Here is a 16,719-nt window from a genome sequence, read left to right as displayed (position 1 = left end):
CAACGCCCGGCCACATCGTGGCCGGGCGTTGTTTGCTTTGGGGCGGAAGGCTACTTGGCGGGTGCGGCAGGCGCGTCAGGCGCCACGGTGAACATCCCGACGGTCGGCAGCACCACGCAGGTCGCGTCCGCGTAGGTGACCGTGCCGAACAGTGCGGCGGCGACGTTGCCGGGGCCCGAGTCGACGACCTTCGACAGCGACGGGGTGCCGAACTCGGTGACACCGTCGATGGGCGCGATCCCGCGGGCGCCAGTGCTGGTGTTGACCCACACAGCGGTGAGGCCGGAGCCCTTCGCCACGCCGGAGACGCGGGGGAGGCCTGGAACCGGATCTGGCCGGCCTTGAGGTCGCCGCCGCTGCTGGCGGAGGCGCCGGTGAGCGTGATCGGGACGCCGGGGCCGCAGCCGATCGTCGGCGAGGTGAACGCGAACAGGCCGAAGGAGCTCGCGATGTTGGTGGTGACCAGGGGAGAGCCGACCAGGACGTCGACGGCGGCGCTGTTCGCCTCGGAGTTGGCGGCGGCCTTGCGGAGATCCTGGATGCCGTCCGACTGGGGGTCGGCGCCCGCGGTGCCCGCGAACACGAGGGTGGCGGTCGCGCCGATCGCGAATGCGGCCGTGGTGCGACGTGCCAGGTTCTTGCCGTTCACTCAATGCTCCTCGTGTCGTGTGCTGCTCCGAGGTGAAGGTACCGGATAACCGTGCCCCCGGCGAGAGATGATTTCAGCGGCTGGCTGCCCGGTGTCGGGGCGCCAGGCAGAACCGCCGACCACGACCCGTTCAGCGTGCAGGCGTGAGCGGCTGCTCCCCGAGTGACTCCCGGATCGCACCGATCAGTGCGGACTTCTTGTCGTTGTACCGGGTCCGGAACGCGTCCTGGTCGGTGACGCCGTCGATGGTGGAGTCGGTGACGAATCCGAAGAGGGCGACGGTCGCGTCGACCACCGGGCCGGGGGCGCAGATCCGGAGTTCGTTTGCGATCGAGTCCATCTCGACGATGGACCGGGCCAGGGCCTTCAGCTGCGGGTCGTCGGACTCGAGCGACTCCTCGAGGTCCGCGTCGGCGAGCACGGCATGGTCGACCTCGACGATGCTGTTGTGTGCCCGGTCGGCCGCGGCAAGGAAGCGCACGTAGGTGGATCGGGCCTGCGGGTCGGACGTGTTGATGCGGACCGGTTCCGGTGTCGATGCCGATCTGCCGCGCCGGACGGCGAACACGCCGAGCAGGATCCCGAGGATCATCGACAGCGGTACCGCCCACCAGGGTGCGGTATCGGAGCTGAGGGCCTCGACCAGCGAGTTCACTTGCCGATCCTAACAATCGGCGACCCGAATTCCCGGGACGACGGGCAGCGACACGCGACCTCCTTGATGCAACCGGAGAGTTGCATTGGTTGACCGTAAGTGCAACCATTGAGTTGCAGATATCGCGGGCAACCCACAGGAGGAGATCGAGATGACGTCGACAGGTCAGGCAATCGTGGACGAGGGGCGCTACACCGTCAGCCGCACCGTGATCATCGACGCGACGCGCGATCGGGTCTGGCAGGCACTGACCGATCCGGAGCACATCGCGAAATGGTTCGGCCAGCGTGCGGTCATCGATTCGCTCACCGTCGGGGCCAGGGGCGTCTTCAGCTGGGACGAGCACGGCGACATGCCGCTCGAGATCATCGAGGTCGACGAGCCAGATCGCTTCGGTTACCGCTGGGGCCAGGCCGATGACCCTGACCTGATCCGCGGCACGGACGTGCGATTTGCGCTCCGTGAGCTCGGTGGCTCGACCGAGCTCACCGTCGTCGAGACCGGATTCGACCGGGTCAGCAACGTGGAGTCCGAGCGCCGCGACGCGCTCGAGGGCAACCGGCAGGGCTGGAACGCCGAACTGGACGAGCTCGTGGCCTACCTCGAGGCGAAGGCGGCATGACAAGAGGGGGCCCGGTAACGACCCGCGTGTTCGCGGCGCTCGCCGACGACACCCGCTGGGACATCCTCGTGCTGCTCGGCGAGGCGGACCTGTCGGCGTCCGCGCTCGCCGATCGCCTGCCCGTCAGCAGGCAGGCGATCGCGAAGCACCTCGTGGCGCTCGAGGCCGCCGGGCTCGTCGAACGCGTCCCGGTGGGCCGGGAGGTGCGATACCGCGCGATCGGCGCCACCCTCAGCGCGGTCGGTCGCCGGCTCGAGGCGATCGGCGCGCAATGGGACGCGCGGCTCGACGAGATCAAGCGGATCGCCGAGGCGCTGTAGGGGGTCGGCTCAGGCGTTGCCGACGGCCTCGCGCAGGTAGGCGAGGTCGTCGGCGAGGCCGTCCGCCGGGGTCTCGAGGATGACGGGGGCCTGCGCGGCGAGCACGACGGCCGCGAGCACCTCCGGGTCGATGGTGCCGTCGGTCAGGTTCGCGTGCCTGTCCCGCGCGGAGTTGAACTCGTCGCGGGAATTGTTCAAGTGCACCAGGTCGATGCGCCCGGTGATCGCCTTGATCCGCTCCACCACGCCGACCAGTTCCTCGCCGCCGGCCCACGCGTGGCAGGTGTCGAGGCAGAAGCCGGCGCCGAACTCGCCGACCTGGTCCCACAGCCGGGCGATGTCGTCGAACCGCCGGGCCATCGAGGATTCCCCGCCCGCGGTGTTCTCGATCAGGATCGGCACCTCGAAGCCGCCCTTGTCGGCCTGCCGCTCGAACAGCTTGCGCCAGTTGTCGAAACCGGCGGCTGGGTCCTCGCCGTCGCGGACATGCCCGCCGTGCACGACCAGGCCGATCGCGCCGAGGTCAGCCGCGGCCTTCGCCTGATCCGCCACCGACTTGCGGGAGGGGATCCGGATCCGGTTGTTCAGGCTCGCCACGTTGATGACGTACGACGAGTGGACCACGACGTCGATCGCGCTGTCGCGGATCTGCTCGGCCCTCGGATGCGGGGTCAGCTTGTTCCACTTCTGCGGATCGGTGAGGAACAGCTGCACCACCTCCGCGCCGAGCCGCTCACCTGCCCCGATGGGATCGTCGTCCTCGCGTACGTGTGCTCCGATGCGCATGGCTACCAGGGTAGGGCCTGGGTCGGACAGACGACTTCGAGAACCCCTTCTCGGCCGATCTTCACCGCTCGAACTCGACCTGCACCGCTGTCGCACCGCGCAGCTCGGCCACGTGATCGGCCTCCTCGTGCAGCTGCTTGCGGAGCTCGGGGCCCAGCGATCGGAATGTCGTCACCGTCAGCGTCAGTGTGCGGCCGCTCTTGCGAGGCCGCCAGATTCCCACGATCGTGCCGTCGGCCAGCACCGCGCCGGGCTCGCCGACCGTCTTCCACACCTCGCGATGGTGTTTCTGGTCGACGATGGTGTCGCGATCACGCATTTGCGTATAGGGGTCGCGTGGCGGCAGCAGCCGCACCCCGCGAGCCTCGGGCGGCGACCGGAGCGTGTCCAGATCGTCGGAGTGGATCCACGTCCGGTTACCGTTGAATTCGACGGGGGTGAGCTCCTCATCCAGCAGGGTCCACCACGGGTCCACGTCGCCGGCGCGGACACCGACCCAGGCCGCGAAGTCCTTGCGGGTGGATGGCCCGTAGCAGTGCAGGTATCGACGCAGCAGGGTGGCGCGGGCGCTGTCGGGGTCGACCTGCGGCAGAGGGTTTCCCAGCCATTCTTCGAGCAGGACGAACGGTGCCTTGTTCTCGGTGCGCGGTGCGATGCAGACGACGCCGCGCAACGTCAGGATCCGGATGCAGAAGTGCACGACGGCCTCACCGAGCGGCTGGTTCGCGGCATAGGGGCCGGTCGCCTGCCAGGTCTCGCGTCGGGCGGGTGATAGTCTGCCCGCGATGCGCTCGGCCAGTTCTTCGCCGAGTTCATTGATCGCGAGCTGCCGCGTCGACAGCACCGCCCCGATCTCGTCGGCAGTGAGGTCGACAGCCTCGTCCAAACCCATCCCGAGTTCGTTCAGCGCGTGGTCGACGCCGACGATCAGATGCAGTCGAGCCGTCTCGGTGGTCGGCAGGACGCCCGTGGTGAAGACAGGAGCGTCGACGGTCGGGAAATAGAACGGCGAGCCGCGCATGCACCAGGTCTGCAGCAGGCTCTTCTCCTCGCCGACGAGGCGGTCGATGCGGTCCTGCGTCACGCCCACGACGCGGGCGTGCAGCGCCAGCAGTGCCGAACCAGGCGGACTGTTCTGGATTCCGCATGCACCCGCGATCTCGTGCAACCCGTCGGCCGGTTGCCGGTCTGTGAGATGGTGCGCGTGTAGTCGAAACGCGACGACGTCGCTGGTTCGCGCCTCGACGGCGGTGCCGCCGACGTTCTGACGAGCTGCCACTGATCGCCTCCCGTGATGGTTCGATTGTGCCAAAAGATCAGGGTGGTCCCTGATGGCGCTCGCATATCGGCTCCGACAAGACTGATGCGGTCGCAGTGTCAGCCCAGCCCCAGGACGAAAGGCAGTCATGAGCTCGCATGCCCTCGGCGCCGTCGCGGTGTCAACCGAAACGCCGGCCCCCACCCCCGTCGCCGCCCGCGCGCAGAACCTGAACAAGACGTACGGCTCCGGGGACACCCAGGTCCGCGCGCTGGACGGGGTGTCGGCCGACTTCGCGCGCGGCGAGTTCACCGCGATCATGGGGCCCTCGGGGTCCGGTAAGTCGACGCTGATGCACTGCCTGGCCGGGCTGGACTCCGCCACTTCGGGGTCGGTCATGATCGGGGACACCGAGCTGACCACCCTCTCCGACAAGCAGATGACGCAGCTGCGGCGCGACCGGATCGGATTCGTCTTCCAGGCGTTCAACCTGGTTCCGACGCTCACGGCGCTGGAGAACATCACCCTCCCGCTCGACATCGCGGGCCGCAAGGCCGACCCGTCCTGGCTCGACAACGTGCTCACCCGGCTCGGGCTCAAGGACCGGCTCGACCATCGGCCGAGCGAGCTGTCCGGCGGCCAGCAACAGCGTGTCGCCTGCGCGCGGGCGCTGGCGGGTCAGCCGGAGATCATCTTCGGCGACGAGCCCACCGGCAACCTGGACTCCCGCTCCTCCGGCGAGGTGCTGGCCATCCTGCGGGCCGCGGTCGACGAGTTCGGCCAGACCGTCGTGATCGTCACCCACGATCCGCGGGCCGCGAGCTACGCGGACCGGGTGGTGTTCCTTGCCGACGGCCACATCGTCGACGAGCTGCGTGACCCGACCGCCGAGACCGTCCTGGACCGGATGAAGCGGCTCGACACCGTCGACACCGTCTCCGTCGACGGACAGGGCTGAACCATGTCCTCACCCATGCGCAAGGTGTCGCTGCGAAACCTCGCGGCGCACAAGGTCAGGCTCGCGCTGACCGTGCTCTCCGTCGTCCTCGGCACCGCCTTCGTTGCCGGGTCGTTCGTGTTCACCGACACGCTGCAGAAGACCTTCGACGGGCTGTTCGCGGACGCGGCGAAGGGCGTCGACGTCCGGGTCAGCGGACTGGAGGAGGGGTCGAGTGGGGTGCCGCTGACCGAGCTCCCGAAGCTCGAGGCGGTCGACGGGGTGCGCGCGGTCGTGCCTGCCGTCGACGGCCCGATCGTGCTGCTCGGCGCCGACAAGAAGCCGCTGCAGTCCGGCGGCGCGCCCAGCATCGGGCTGTCGTACACCCCGCCGGAGCAGGCGCTCGGCGATCCCGATGTGATGGTCGCGGGGGCGCCGCCCGCCGCTCCGGGTCAGATCGCGCTCAACGAGGGCGCGGCACGCAAGGCCGGTCTCGCGGTGGGGGACCGCACCCAGGTGCTGGTGCCCACGAGCGGCGTCATCGACGTCACGGTCAGCGGGATCTACCAAACACCGTCCGACTCCGGCGGATTCGTCGGCGCGCAGTTCGACGGCGCGCAGGCGCGCGAACTCTTCACCGACGGCAGCCACGTGGACTACATCGACGTCGCGGGCACCGGGGTCTCGCAGTCCGAGCTCCGCGACCGGGTCGCGACCGCCCTCCCGAACCTCAAGGTGGACACCGGCGATCAGGTCCGCGAGGACGTGAAGGCGGAGGTGAACTCGGCGCTCAGCTTCATGAACTACTTCCTGCTCGCGTTCGGCGCGATCGCGCTGCTGGTCGGAACGTTCATCATCTACAACACCTTCTCGATGATCGTGGCCCAGCGGCTGCGCGAGCTCGCGCTGCTGCGGGCGATCGGGGCCAGCCGCAAGCAGGTGGGGCGTTCGGTGGTGCTCGAGGCGCTCATCGTCGGCCTGCTCGGCAGCGCGCTCGGCATCGCCGCGGGCGTCGGCCTCGCCTACGGGCTGCGCGCGATGCTCAACGGCTTCGATGTCGGGTTGCCGTCCGGGCCGTTGCAGCTCGAGCCCCGCACCGTCATCGTCGCGCTCCTCGTCGGCGTGCTCGTCACGGTGGTCAGTGCCTATGCCCCGCGCGCCGGGCGGCCAAGGTACCGCCGGTCGCCGCGATGCGGGAGGAGTTCTCCTCCACCGGTGACTCGCTGCGGGTGCGGACGCTGGTCGGCGCGATCGCCGCGGTGGTCGGCGGCGCGCTGCTGCTGGTCGGCTCTCGCGGCACCGGCGGCGGGGCGGCCACGACGGTCGGCCTCGGTGCGGCCGCGTTGATCGTCGCGGTCCTGCTCGCGGCCCCGGCGCTCTCGCGCCCGGTGGTGGGCGCGCTCGGCGCGGTATTCGCCAAGCCGTTCGGTCCGGTGGGCCGGCTGGCCCGCACCAACGCCGTGCGCAACCCCCGCCGCACCGCGGCGACCGCGTTCGCGTTGACCCTCGGGCTGATGCTGGTGTCGGTGATCGGGGTGTTCGGCGCTTCCGCGAAGGAGAGCGTGAACTCCCTGGTGGACAACGGTGTTCGCGCCGACTACATCCTCGCGGGCCCGGATTCGATGGGTGTTCCCCTCGGTGCGGCGGCCGCCGTCGAGGACGTGCCAGGGGTTGCGGACGCGGTCGAACTGCACGGCGTTGCGGTCAAGATCGACGACGAGCAGCAGTTCGGTACCGCCCTCAGCGGACAGCTCGACGGTGTCCTCGACTACACCCTCGAGGAGGGGTCGGCCGAGCTGGCAGGCACCAACATGCTGGTCTCCCGGACGACAGCCGCAGAGAAGGGATGGCGGATCGGTACGCCGGTCGTCCTGACCGACCGCGACGGCGAGCAGGTGACCACCAATGTCACCGGCATCTACGCCGACTCCCAGCTCCTCGGCAAGTGGATGGTGCCCGAATCGGTGTACGAGCAGGTGACCCCGGCCGCGGTCAGGGCGGTCTGGGCGGTGCTGATCGAGGCCCAGCCCGGCGCCGACCTGGCGGCGATGCGCGGCGATCTGGCGGCGGCCACTGACAAGTTCCTGGTGGTGCAGGTCAAGGACCGTGAGGAGTTCAAGGGCAGCCAGGGCAAGCAGATCGACACCCTGCTGGCGGTGCTCTACGGACTGCTCGCGTTGGCCATCGTGATCGCGATCCTCGGCATCATCAACACCCTCGCGTTGTCGGTGGTGGAGCGGCGCCGCGAGATCGGAATGCTCAGGGCCGTCGGTATGCAGCGGCCGCAGGTGCGTCGCACCATCTACCTCGAGTCGGTGCTCATCGCGGTCTTCGGTGCGGCGGTCGGTGTGCTGCTCGGAGTCGCGTTCGGCTGGGGCTTCGTCAGCACGCTTGCGGATGAGGGCCTCGACGTGATCGCGGTGCCGTGGGGGCAGGTGGTCGCCATGCTGCTCGGCTCCGCGGTGGTCGGAGTGCTGGCCGCACTGTGGCCGGCCGCGCGGGCCGCGCGCACCAAGCCGCTTGAGGCGATCGCAGGGGTGTGATCGCCTGTGCCGCCGGGCTGGTCGTCGACGTCAGTGCTCGATGTCGACGACCAGCCTGGTCGGGTCGCTCAGGGTGGACACCGTGAACGGATGACCGCCGGACTCGAGTCCGATGAACGACTGGGTGGTCCCCTCGAACACCCCGGAGATCCGGGTCTCGGTGATCAACTCGGAACCCTCGCCCGGCAACGGGTTCGGTCCGTCGTACTCGGCGACACCTGTGTCGAACGGGTAGCCGCTGCCGGTGATGAGGACCTCGAGGATCGAGTTGCCTGCCATCGGGATCACCTCCCCGCTGCCCTCCTGGACGGCGAGGTCGGCGTAGCGGACCGAAAAGCCGGGGACGCCGGTGCCGCCCAGTTCGTAGACCACGCGGTCATAGCCGTCGTGACCGCCGACGCGCAGGCCGGTGACCGTCAGGTGCGCGTCGTCGGACGCGTCGGCCCGCTGGGGGTCGGTGCTCCAGGCGGTGTTCGGGGTGGTCGACATGAGCGTGGCGCCCGACCCGGAGGTGGGGGAGTCGACCGGCGCTGCGGTGACCGACCCCGAGGTGGTCGCGAGGCCCTCGCTGCCGTCTCCGCAGCCGGTTAGCGCGAGCACCCCGCCCACCGTCAGCACGCCACAGAGCACGACGAGTCGGGGGCGGGGTGCGGTGGCGCGGTTCATGATTCCGGCATCTCGGAGGAGTGGTGGTTCACGATCAGCCATTTGCCGTCCCTCTTCTCGTATACGAACGTGTAACGGGCATCGACGACCTCCTGGCCCTCTGGCTTGTTCATGGTGAATCGGTAGACGCCGGTGTCGATCGCGCTGTCCGCGTCGAGCACGTTGACGACGGACTGCTCGATCACCGCGCTCGGCTTGCTGGGCAGGAAGCCGGTGAAGTAGTCGACGATGCCGGCGCGGTCGGTGCGTACTTCATTGGACACAGTGGGGAGGAGCACCGCGTCCGGGGCGTACAGGTCGGCGACGGCCTCGGGGTCGCCCGTCGCCAGCGTCTCGTTCCAGGTGTCGAACAGCTCGCCAACCTGTTCGGGCGACGGCGGATCATCCTGCGCGACTCCGGAGATCGGGTCCGCGCACGCCGTGAGGGCCGCGATGGCGCCGGCAGTCAGTGCGATGGATCGAACGGTGAGCTTGTGCATCGCGGCACCTGATTTCCTCGGTTGTCGTTCGATGGGTTCGACGGTGCTACCTCACCACCAGATCGTGGTCGGTGGCGCTGAGGGTGATGGCGGCGATCTGCCTGCCCCGCATCCAGTCCCGGACGAAGCCGTCGAGCGCGGGATCGTCGCCGCGCGTGTCGAAGGCATCGCGGGGGACCTCGACGGCGCCGACCAGATGGCGCGGCTCCCCGTCGAGCCCGGCGGCGCGGGGGCCGAGGCGCAGTCCGTCCGCGGTGTGCAGGATCACCGGGATCTCGGCGCCGTCGGGTGCGGTCACCGTCGCCGCCCTGCTGGTGGCCGCCGGGTCGAAGTGCGACGCCGAGATGCGGTAACCCGATGGTGCGGCTTGCGATCCGACCGCGTCGAGCAGCCGTGGGTCGACGACCGAGTAGGGGAGGCCGATGTCGATCAGGGTCTGCCCGTCGATGCTGCCGTCGCGCGCGGGCAGGTTCCCGGACAGGTGCCAGGGTGCGGGCGGGGCAAGGGTGTCCTTCGACCGGTCCGCCGACGGGTTGTCCACGGGGGTGCCAAGGCGCGCCGCGTCAGTGCGGGTGAATTCCCAGTCGGGCGCGGTCGGGCTCTTGTGCCAGAACCCGGTGGCGCCGTCGCGGCGGCCCTCGACCCGCAGTTCGCGCTGGCCCGGGCCCGGCCCGGTTGAGTTGACGCTGATCGCCGAGGTGATCTCGCCGGGGACCTTGGGCTGATGGACCCAGTCGGGCGCGGGCAGTTGGATGGCGGCGGTGCTGCGATCGAGCAGTTCGGCGAAGATGTTGGGTGCGGTTGGCTTACCGGCCTGGCTGTCCCAGCTGTACCGGAAGAAGACCGAGTCCGAGCCCGACGAGTCGAAATCGAAACTGCGGGTGTACATGTCGCCGTACCTGTTCATCACGAACGTCGTCGACCCGGCCGCGGACAGCGAGATCGACTGGAATCGGCCACCGACCGGGCCGCCGATCTCGTAGCTGTCGTCGTTCGGCAGCCACGGGTCCGCGAAGGTGATGCGGCTGCCGTCGCCGGTCAGCGCGGGCAGCATCGTCATCTTCCCCAGCCCCACGTAGTGGATTCGCCCCGCGATGTCCGTGAAGGTCTGGTTGTCCCACGGGGAGGAGACGCTCAGCGCCCAGCCGTTCCCGTTCTCGCCCGGAAGTTGTTGTCCCGGAGCGAACCACAGCGGCGAGCCCCACGCGGACGTCCAGTTCCAGAAGATCGGGTCCTGCGAGGCGTTGTCCATCGTGTAGATCCAGCCGTTGTCGCCGATGGCGGCCAACTCGTCGTCGTCCACGGAGATCCCGATAATGCGGCCCCGCAGGCACTCGGGCATCGGGACGTAGCGCCACGGTTCGGCGTTGGCACCGCCTGCCGTTCGGGGACGGGTGAGCAGGTCGTGGCCGACCAGTGCGAAATCGGAGAACCGGTTGAACTGCGTGGTCGGCGTGCGTAGTTCGACGCTGGCAGGGGCGGACTGTCCGGTGAACACCGGCAGGTTCATCAACCCGAGCCTGCCGCCGCCGGACGGGACTCCCGGCGGCAGCTGCGCGGTCCCGAACGGCACGCAGGCGGCGGGCTGGCTCGGCGGCGCCTGTGCCGCGGCGACGGGTACCGGCCACAGCAGGCCGACCGCCGCGATGCCCCACAACCGCAGCAGTGATGGACGAATCCGGCGTCTGTTTCCGCGTTCGGGTGATTGCGTCACCGTCAGAGTTTCCCATCCCGGGTGTGCAAGATCCACGAAAGCGGTCGCGGCGCGTTCCCCGGATTTCTGGAACAGTGGAGTCCTGGAACTCGAGGAGGCTCGATGTCGGATGACCCGCAGGTCCCGGGCGATTACGAGACCGCGGCGCAGCGCCGCGAGCGCATCTCGCTGCAGGTGCGGCGGTGGAGCGAGGGGGCGTGGGTCGAGGCCCGGCTGCCGGTGCTGTCCGACGAGGCGGCCGTGCTGATCGCGGCCGGACACGTCGACGTCGCCACCCGCGAGATCCTCGCCGAGCGGCGGCGGACGGGCCGGACCATCCCGTCGATCGGGGGCTTCGGTGCCCTCCGACGGCTCACCGACGAGCAGGCCCGGCTCGCGGGTCGGGCGGCGGAGCTGCGGCCGGGGCCCGTGCAGGCGGTGTTCACCTTCCGGGCGGCGGAGGTCGCCAAGCGGCTCGATCACCTGCGGTCTGCCATGGTGCTGTCCGCCACGCACTACGCGAGCGGGGTACGTGCGATCCGGCGGGAGCGCCGCGACGGGGTGCACCTCGAACCCGACCAGCGGGAGGCGTTGTTCGCCGCGCTGCAGCGGACCCCGGTGCCCGTCACCTCGGGCGATCGCCCCGTCGACCAGGTGCGGAACGCGACCCTCGGCGCCGCCGCGGAGCGGGTGGCCGCGCTCACCGAGAGCACCCCGCTGGCCGGCGTCGGTCGCCGGGCCGCCGAGGCCCTCGCCCAGGGCGCTGCGCCCGAGGGCGAGCGGTTCGCGGACCGCTACGACACCCTGCTCTACCTGGCGGGCACGCTGTACGACCGGATCGACGGGTCGTCGGCCTGGCATTCGGAGCACTTCCTCATCCAGCGTGCCCAGCTGGACCTGGCGGACGAGCTGATCCAGATCGCGGCCGACACGGTGGCGCTGCGGGGGATCACCGCCGAGCTCGCCGCTGCCATGCGGTCCACGCGGGGCGAGGGTGCCCGCGCCCAGATCACGGCGCGGCAGACGGCGCTGGCTCCGGTGTGGCAACAGCTGGTCGACCGGGTCGCGGCGCTGGCCCGCATCGGCGACCTGCTCTCCCAGGCGGAGGAGCAGTTGCAGGCGATCGCCGCGGTGCAGCGGACGATGAGCCTCGATTCGCGGATCGACGACCTCATCGCGCGCTCGGGCAACCGGGAACTCTCGGCGGAGAACACCCATCACGTCGGCGACCAGTTCGGCGGGGTCGAGGAGCTGATGGGGGCGTATCAGAGCGTCCTGTACCGGGACATCCTGGCGCTCACCTCGCGCGCGGAACCGGGCCGCGGGCGGGACTGACGGTCAGGCGGTGGCCGCGACGAGTCGAAGGGCCAGTTCGGAATACAGCTCCGCGACCCGATCCGGTTCGGTGAACCCGCCACCGGGGAACCATCGGCACACGTCGACGCAGAGCGAGGTGATCGCGAGGGTCACGCCCTCGACGTCCGGCACGACGAACGAGCCGTCCGCGGCGCCCGCCCTGACGATCCGCTTGACGATCCGGTTCACGTCGCGGCGGAGCCCGATGATCGTGCGGTAGTGCTCGGGTGAGAGCGCGGTCAGCTCGTATTGCACCACCCGTCCGCGGGCGTGGTGCGTTGCATGCCAGCGGGTGAAGGCGCCGACGACCGCGCGCAGCCTGGCGGTGGGTGGCGAGTCGACGGGATCGGCGTCGGTGAGCAGCTCGACGCACCGCTGGTGGCCCTCGTAGCTGATCGCGTAGAGCAGCTCTTCCTTGGACTTGTAGTGCGGGTACATCGCGGCGGGGCTCAGGCCGAGGCGGGCGGCGATGTCGCGGGTGGTGGTCCCGCCATAGCCGTTCTCGGCGAACGCCTCCACGGCTGCGGCCCGGATCCGCGCGGCGGCCTTGGAGCTGCTCACCACGCCGGGTGTCTCCGCCGCCACTGATTCGCTCACCCTTGGCCTCCGCTTCACGTTCTGCACCTTGACAACACCCGCCAACGGGACAAGTATAAGCATGCGCTTAGGAAATGAGCGTGCGCTTAGTTCTGCGGTGCGCGCTCTCGGCTCGCCCCGTCCGGTTCGGCCGGCCGGGGTTCGGCGATCTGACACAGAAAGCACACAATGAACCTGAAACTCACCGACGAGGAACTCGCCTTTCGCGACGAGATGCGCACGTTCTTCACCACCCAGGTCCCGGCCGACATCCGTGAGCGCGCCGCGCGCGGCGGTGAGCTGACCGCCGAGGATTTCAAGACCACCCAGGCGATCCTCAACGCCAACGGGCTCGCCGTGCCGAACTGGCCGGTCGAGTGGGGCGGCCGCGACTGGACGCCGGTGCAGCGTCACATCTGGCTGGACGAGATGCAGCTGGCCTCGGTGCCGGACCCGCTGGCGTTCAACGCCGACATGGTCGGACCGGTCATCGCGGCGTTCGGCTCGCAGGAGCAAAAGGAGAAGTTCCTGCCCGCCACGGCGAACCTCGACATCTGGTGGTGCCAGGGCTTCTCCGAGCCGGAGGCGGGCTCAGACCTGGCGTCGCTCAAGACCCGAGCCGTCCGCGACGGCGACGACTACATCGTCAACGGCCAGAAGACCTGGACCACGCTGGCACAGCACGCCGACTGGATCTTCTGCCTGGTCCGGACCGATCCGAACGCCCCGAAGCGGCAGGCAGGCATCTCGTTCCTGCTCATCGACATGAAGACCCCCGGCGTCACCGTCCGCCCGATCAAGCTGATCGACGGCAGTTACGAGGTCAACGAGGTGTGGTTCGAGGACGTTCGCGTCCCTGCCGAGAACCTCGTGGGCGAGGAGAACGCCGGCTGGGGATACGCGAAGTTCCTGCTCGGCAACGAGCGCACCGGCGTCACCCGGGTCGGCACCTCCAAGGTGCGCCTGGCCAAGGCGAAGGAGCTGGCGGCCCAGACCAAGGTCGGCGACGGGACGCTGCTGCAGGACCCGCTGTTCGCGGCGCGGCTCGCGGAGCTGGAGAACGAGCTGCTCGCGCTCGAGCTGACCCAGCTGCGGGTGGTCGCCGGCTCGGCGGACGGCAAGCCCAACCCGGCGTCCTCGCTGCTCAAGCTGCGCGGCTCGGAGCTGCAGCAGGCCTCCACCGAGATCCTCATGGACGTCGCGGGCCCCGATTCGCTGCCGTTCGGTGCGGCCGACATCGACTCGCCGTCCTGGGCGCAGCACGCCGCCCCGACCTACCTGAACTACCGAAAGGTATCCATCTACAGCGGATCGAGCGAGGTGCAGCGCACCATCATCGCCTCTTCGATCCTCGGATTGTGAGGCGCCGCAATGGACTTCGAACTCAATGACGAACAGGTCATGCTGCGCGACACGACCCGTGAGCTGCTCGCCCGCAGCTACGATGCCGAGAAGCGCAACGCCGTCACCGCCACGGACCTCGGCTGGAGTCGGGACGTGTGGAAGAGCTTCGCCGAGATCGGTCTGCTCGGACTGCCTTTCGCCGAGGAGGACGGCGGGATGGGTGCCGGACCGGTCGAGACGATGGCCGTGATGAACGAGATCGGCCGGGCCCTGGCGCCGGAGCCGTACCTCGCAGTGCTGCTCGCCGGTGGGCTGATCGCCGACGCAGGCTCGGCCGACCAGCGCGCGCGCTACCTGCCTCGGGTCGCCGAGGGCACCGTGCTGCTGGCGTTCGCGCACGCCGAACCCGGTAGTCGGTGGCCTGCGAGCGAGGTCTCGACGACCGCCACCGCGCGCGGCGACGGATGGGTCCTCACCGGTCGCAAGAACCCGGTGCTGCACGGCGACTGCGCCGACAGCCTGGTCGTCAGCGCGACCCTCCCCGGCGGGGGAGTGGGCCTGTTCGTGGTCGACGCCGCCGCCGAGGGCGTGACGCGGCGCGGCTACGCCACCCACGACGGGCTCCGCGGCGCCCAGGTCGAGTTCGTCGACGCGCCTGCCGAGCAGCTCGGTGACGGCGGCGACGTCACCGCCGCGATCACCGCGTCCGAGGTGCGCGCGCAGGCCGCACTGTGCGCCGAGGCGGTCGGGGCGATGGCGGAGACGCTGCGGCTGACCACGGAATACCTCAAGCAGCGCAAGCAGTTCGGTGTTCCGCTGGCGAAGTTCCAGACCCTGACGCAGCGCGCGGCGGACATGTACGTCTCGCTGGAGTTGGCGAGCAGCATGAGCCTGTACGCCACGATGTCCCTTGCCGACGGCGTGAAGGATCCGACGATCGCCTCGCGGGCCAAGCTGCAGATCGGGCGGGCCTCGCGGCACATCGGTCAGGAGGCCATCCAGATGCACGGCGGCATCGGCATGACCGCCGAGTACCCGGTGGGGCACTACGTCTCCCGGCTCGTCGCGATCGAGCACACGCTTGGCAGCGCCGACGACCACCTCCGCGTGCTGGCGGGCACGGTCGCCGACTACGAGATGGTCAACGTCTCGCAGTAACCGGTAAGCGGCCGAGAGCCCCGTCGACCCGTGCGGTCGGCGGGGCTCTCGCTCGTCGGGGTCAGCGGCTGAGCTTGGTGCGCATCATCATCACGTTGTAGTCGGACCAGGTCGTGGCCAGGAAGTACAGGTTCTCGCCCTCCGACCAGGGATGCATGTATGCGCCGTACAGGCCGGGCACGGTCGCGCTGCTGATCAGCGTCTCCGGTGTGCTCCACGGCCCGGTCAGCACCGGCGCGGTCCGCATGATCAGCGCGTTCGATTCGTTGGAGTACAGCGCGATGAACTTGCCCAGGTAGGCGCTGTACTGGACCGACAGCTCGCTGACGCTGCCGTCCAGCACCGGCACCGCGACGGCGGGGTTGCCGACCACCCAGCCGTGGCCGTCCCAGTACTCGTAGCCGGCGACGTTCAGGATCGAGGCTTCCGGGGTGCGGGAGAGCCGGGCCTGCCCGGAACGGCCCGAGGGCGTGCCGAAGTTGTAGATGAAGCCGTCGTGCTTGACAAAGGCGCCCATCTGAAAATTCTGATTTCCCGTCGCCGGGAGATTCGCCAGGGAGAGGGCGTCGTCGAGGACATTCAGCCGCACCGATTCCGGCCGCGGCGTCCAGGTCTCGCCATTGTCGGTGGAGGTTGCGATCTGGGAGTAATTGGTGACCCATTCGCCCGGCGCCGCCCAGCTGCGGATGGACATGTAGTTGATGTATTGCACCCCGTTGACGGAGATACCGGTGGTCGGGATGACGGTGTGTTCGACGCCGGGGATCTTCTTGCTCGGGAGGAATTCCTTCGAGTGATTCGGCCGGTCAAGGGGCGAGCTGTCGATGCTCATCCCGTCGCCGAGGTCGCGGTCGGAGCTGCGGAAGAGCACGTTGCTCCGCCAGTCGCCGACCAGCCCCTCGCACAGGGGAGCCTGGCTGAGCCCGGTGGTGTCGCCGAACGCGGTGAGGACCTGGCCTGCGCCGTTGTCCCACATGATGCCGAGGTCGGTGCCGACCACGTTGAACCGCCGTGCGGTGTCGTTGGGGCCGTTGAGGCCGGTGACATGCTCGATCGCCTGGGTCTTGCCCTTCAGGTTGGGGAGCCGCCCGTCCTGACCGTTCAACCACGGGATCGGGTTGCCCGCGCCGCCGGTGCTCCCGAACCCGCTGCTCCCGCCGCTGCCGGTACCGCCGCAGAACGGATCCGCCGTGGCGGAGGGCGCGGAGACGGCGAGCGCCGCCGTCGACGCCAACGTCGCGGCGAGGGACAGCATCAGGAACTTGGGGGTACGGGTCATCGGTTGGGCCTTCCCTCTCGATTCGGCGTAACGGCCGAACATCAATCGCGGCCGCTGACAATCTAACGAAGCGGGAGAAAAGGGCCGTGCCCTTGGATAACCGTTCGGACAAGACTTCGAATTGCCTCCGAAAGCGGCGAAGGTCTCGATTTGGATAACGACGCCGCGCCTATCGGGATTGTCGGCATCGTGCCGCTAGCGTTTCGTGCGGAAATGCGGCTCAGGAGTCTTACGCACCCGAGAGGCGTAATTCTCGACGATGCAGATACCAAGCCGGCGGCTCGCGTGCGAGGCGCCGAAGAACTTCCGAGTAGGTGTTCGAGCATGACCACAATCGCCCCACCCGCCCTCAAGACCCTCAGTGCCTGCGTCTTCGTGACCGGGCTCGTCGGCGCCGC

The 16,719-nt window shown here is 69.3% G+C and carries 17 protein-coding genes and 1 pseudogene (1 of these 18 only partly in view); 9 read left to right on the top strand and 9 right to left on the bottom strand.

Annotated features, from left to right (window positions below):
* Window positions 1-50 precede the first annotated feature (50 nt).
* The gene (locus BTZ20_RS26875) at window positions 51-299 is read right to left on the bottom strand and encodes a hypothetical protein (RefSeq protein WP_145982349.1); all 249 of its coding nucleotides are present in this window, start codon (window positions 297-299) and stop codon (window positions 51-53) included.
* 75 nt (window positions 300-374) lie between these two features.
* Here BTZ20_RS26875 and BTZ20_RS26870 point away from each other — a divergent pair, with 75 nt between their 5' ends.
* Complete coding sequence (locus tag BTZ20_RS26870) at window positions 375-698, top strand: hypothetical protein (RefSeq protein WP_145982348.1); 324 nt, start codon at window positions 375-377, stop codon at window positions 696-698.
* Between the two features lie 81 nt (window positions 699-779).
* Here BTZ20_RS26870 and BTZ20_RS18720 read toward each other — a convergent pair whose 3' ends face one another.
* Window positions 780-1,304, bottom strand: coding sequence for a hypothetical protein (locus BTZ20_RS18720; RefSeq protein WP_077042388.1), 525 nt, complete (start codon window positions 1,302-1,304; stop codon window positions 780-782).
* A 151-nt stretch (window positions 1,305-1,455) separates the two neighbouring features.
* Here BTZ20_RS18720 and BTZ20_RS18715 point away from each other — a divergent pair, with 151 nt between their 5' ends.
* Both BTZ20_RS18715 and BTZ20_RS18710 read left to right on the top strand, forming a co-directional pair.
* Window positions 1,456-1,926 (top strand): SRPBCC domain-containing protein, encoded by a 471-nt coding sequence (locus BTZ20_RS18715; RefSeq protein WP_077042387.1) that lies wholly within the window; start codon window positions 1,456-1,458, stop codon window positions 1,924-1,926.
* Window positions 1,923-2,246 carry an ArsR/SmtB family transcription factor gene (locus BTZ20_RS18710; protein ID WP_077042386.1) on the top strand — a complete coding sequence of 108 codons (324 nt, stop codon included), beginning with the start codon at window positions 1,923-1,925 and terminating at the stop codon, window positions 2,244-2,246. Before BTZ20_RS18715 ends, BTZ20_RS18710 begins: the two co-directional genes overlap by 4 nt.
* A gap of 9 nt (window positions 2,247-2,255) precedes the next feature.
* Here BTZ20_RS18710 and BTZ20_RS18705 read toward each other — a convergent pair whose 3' ends face one another.
* Window positions 2,256-3,032, bottom strand: coding sequence for a deoxyribonuclease IV (locus tag BTZ20_RS18705; protein ID WP_027502899.1), 777 nt, complete (start codon window positions 3,030-3,032; stop codon window positions 2,256-2,258).
* 61 nt (window positions 3,033-3,093) lie between these two features.
* Window positions 3,094-4,311 carry a winged helix DNA-binding domain-containing protein gene (locus BTZ20_RS18700; RefSeq protein WP_077042385.1) on the bottom strand — a complete coding sequence of 406 codons (1,218 nt, stop codon included), beginning with the start codon at window positions 4,309-4,311 and terminating at the stop codon, window positions 3,094-3,096.
* A gap of 127 nt (window positions 4,312-4,438) precedes the next feature.
* On the opposite strand from BTZ20_RS18700, the gene BTZ20_RS18695 reads away from it, so the two are divergent.
* On the top strand, window positions 4,439-5,248 hold the full coding sequence (locus BTZ20_RS18695) for an ABC transporter ATP-binding protein (protein WP_077042384.1): 810 nt from the start codon (window positions 4,439-4,441) through the stop codon (window positions 5,246-5,248).
* Window positions 5,249-5,263: 15 nt separating this feature from the next.
* Window positions 5,264-7,770, top strand: a pseudogene (locus tag BTZ20_RS18690) (ABC transporter permease).
* Between the two features lie 30 nt (window positions 7,771-7,800).
* On the opposite strand, the gene BTZ20_RS18685 reads toward BTZ20_RS18690, so the two are convergent.
* Genes BTZ20_RS18685 through BTZ20_RS18675 form a run of 3 tightly spaced genes read right to left on the bottom strand, consistent with a single transcriptional unit; the run spans window position 7,801 to window position 10,545 of the window.
* The gene (locus BTZ20_RS18685; protein ID WP_077042383.1) at window positions 7,801-8,436 is read right to left on the bottom strand and encodes a hypothetical protein; all 636 of its coding nucleotides are present in this window, start codon (window positions 8,434-8,436) and stop codon (window positions 7,801-7,803) included.
* On the bottom strand, window positions 8,433-8,915 hold the full coding sequence (locus BTZ20_RS18680; RefSeq protein WP_077042382.1) for an SgcJ/EcaC family oxidoreductase: 483 nt from the start codon (window positions 8,913-8,915) through the stop codon (window positions 8,433-8,435). Before BTZ20_RS18680 ends, BTZ20_RS18685 begins: the two co-directional genes overlap by 4 nt.
* 46 nt (window positions 8,916-8,961) lie before the next feature.
* Window positions 8,962-10,545, bottom strand: a complete 1,584-nt coding sequence (locus BTZ20_RS18675) for a hypothetical protein (RefSeq protein WP_077043821.1) — start codon at window positions 10,543-10,545, stop codon at window positions 8,962-8,964.
* Window positions 10,546-10,731: 186 nt separating this feature from the next.
* Here BTZ20_RS18675 and BTZ20_RS18670 point away from each other — a divergent pair, with 186 nt between their 5' ends.
* A complete protein-coding gene (locus tag BTZ20_RS18670; protein WP_077042381.1) occupies window positions 10,732-11,943 on the top strand; it encodes a hypothetical protein in 1,212 nt (403 codons plus the stop codon).
* 3 nt (window positions 11,944-11,946) lie between these two features.
* Here the strand turns inward: BTZ20_RS18670 and BTZ20_RS18665 are convergent, their stop codons facing one another.
* The gene (locus BTZ20_RS18665; protein ID WP_077043820.1) at window positions 11,947-12,528 is read right to left on the bottom strand and encodes a TetR/AcrR family transcriptional regulator; all 582 of its coding nucleotides are present in this window, start codon (window positions 12,526-12,528) and stop codon (window positions 11,947-11,949) included.
* 201 nt (window positions 12,529-12,729) lie between these two features.
* Between BTZ20_RS18665 and BTZ20_RS18660 the strand changes: the two genes are divergently transcribed.
* The gene (locus BTZ20_RS18660; protein WP_077042380.1) at window positions 12,730-13,902 is read left to right on the top strand and encodes an acyl-CoA dehydrogenase family protein; all 1,173 of its coding nucleotides are present in this window, start codon (window positions 12,730-12,732) and stop codon (window positions 13,900-13,902) included.
* A gap of 9 nt (window positions 13,903-13,911) precedes the next feature.
* Entirely contained in the window at window positions 13,912-15,042 is a 1,131-nt protein-coding gene (locus BTZ20_RS18655; protein ID WP_077042379.1) for an acyl-CoA dehydrogenase family protein, read from the top strand.
* Window positions 15,043-15,103: 61 nt separating this feature from the next.
* On the opposite strand, the gene BTZ20_RS18650 is transcribed toward BTZ20_RS18655, so the two are convergent.
* Complete coding sequence (locus BTZ20_RS18650; protein WP_077042378.1) at window positions 15,104-16,321, bottom strand: DUF4185 domain-containing protein; 1,218 nt, start codon at window positions 16,319-16,321, stop codon at window positions 15,104-15,106.
* 324 nt (window positions 16,322-16,645) lie between these two features.
* On the opposite strand from BTZ20_RS18650, the gene BTZ20_RS18645 reads away from it, so the two are divergent.
* Window positions 16,646-16,719: the start of a hypothetical protein gene (locus tag BTZ20_RS18645; RefSeq protein ID WP_072754253.1), read on the top strand. It continues 145 nt past the right edge of the window; 74 of the gene's 219 nt are visible here — the first part of the coding sequence; it begins with the start codon at window positions 16,646-16,648; its stop codon lies beyond the right edge, outside the window.

It is taken from the genome of Rhodococcus sp. MTM3W5.2, assembly GCF_001984015.1.
Lineage (GTDB): Bacteria > Actinomycetota > Actinomycetes > Mycobacteriales > Mycobacteriaceae > Rhodococcus_G > Rhodococcus_G oryzae.
The sequence above is the reverse complement of the archived record's forward strand: the minus strand, read 5'-3'. Positions and strand labels throughout refer to the sequence as shown.

Coding starts and splice junctions, on each gene's coding strand:
- BTZ20_RS18715 (WP_077042387.1), top strand. CDS start 1,456: ATGACGTCGACAGGTCAGGCAATCGTGGACGAGGGGCGCTACACCGTC.
- BTZ20_RS18685 (WP_077042383.1), bottom strand. CDS start 8,436: ATGAACCGCGCCACCGCACCCCGCCCCCGACTCGTCGTGCTCTGTGGC.
- BTZ20_RS18650 (WP_077042378.1), bottom strand. CDS start 16,321: ATGACCCGTACCCCCAAGTTCCTGATGCTGTCCCTCGCCGCGACGTTG.
- BTZ20_RS18710 (WP_077042386.1), top strand. CDS start 1,923: ATGACAAGAGGGGGCCCGGTAACGACCCGCGTGTTCGCGGCGCTCGCC.
- BTZ20_RS18655 (WP_077042379.1), top strand. CDS start 13,912: ATGGACTTCGAACTCAATGACGAACAGGTCATGCTGCGCGACACGACC.
- BTZ20_RS18660 (WP_077042380.1), top strand. CDS start 12,730: ATGAACCTGAAACTCACCGACGAGGAACTCGCCTTTCGCGACGAGATG.
- BTZ20_RS18680 (WP_077042382.1), bottom strand. CDS start 8,915: ATGCACAAGCTCACCGTTCGATCCATCGCACTGACTGCCGGCGCCATC.
- BTZ20_RS18670 (WP_077042381.1), top strand. CDS start 10,732: ATGTCGGATGACCCGCAGGTCCCGGGCGATTACGAGACCGCGGCGCAG.
- BTZ20_RS18705 (WP_027502899.1), bottom strand. CDS start 3,032: ATGCGCATCGGAGCACACGTACGCGAGGACGACGATCCCATCGGGGCA.
- BTZ20_RS18695 (WP_077042384.1), top strand. CDS start 4,439: ATGAGCTCGCATGCCCTCGGCGCCGTCGCGGTGTCAACCGAAACGCCG.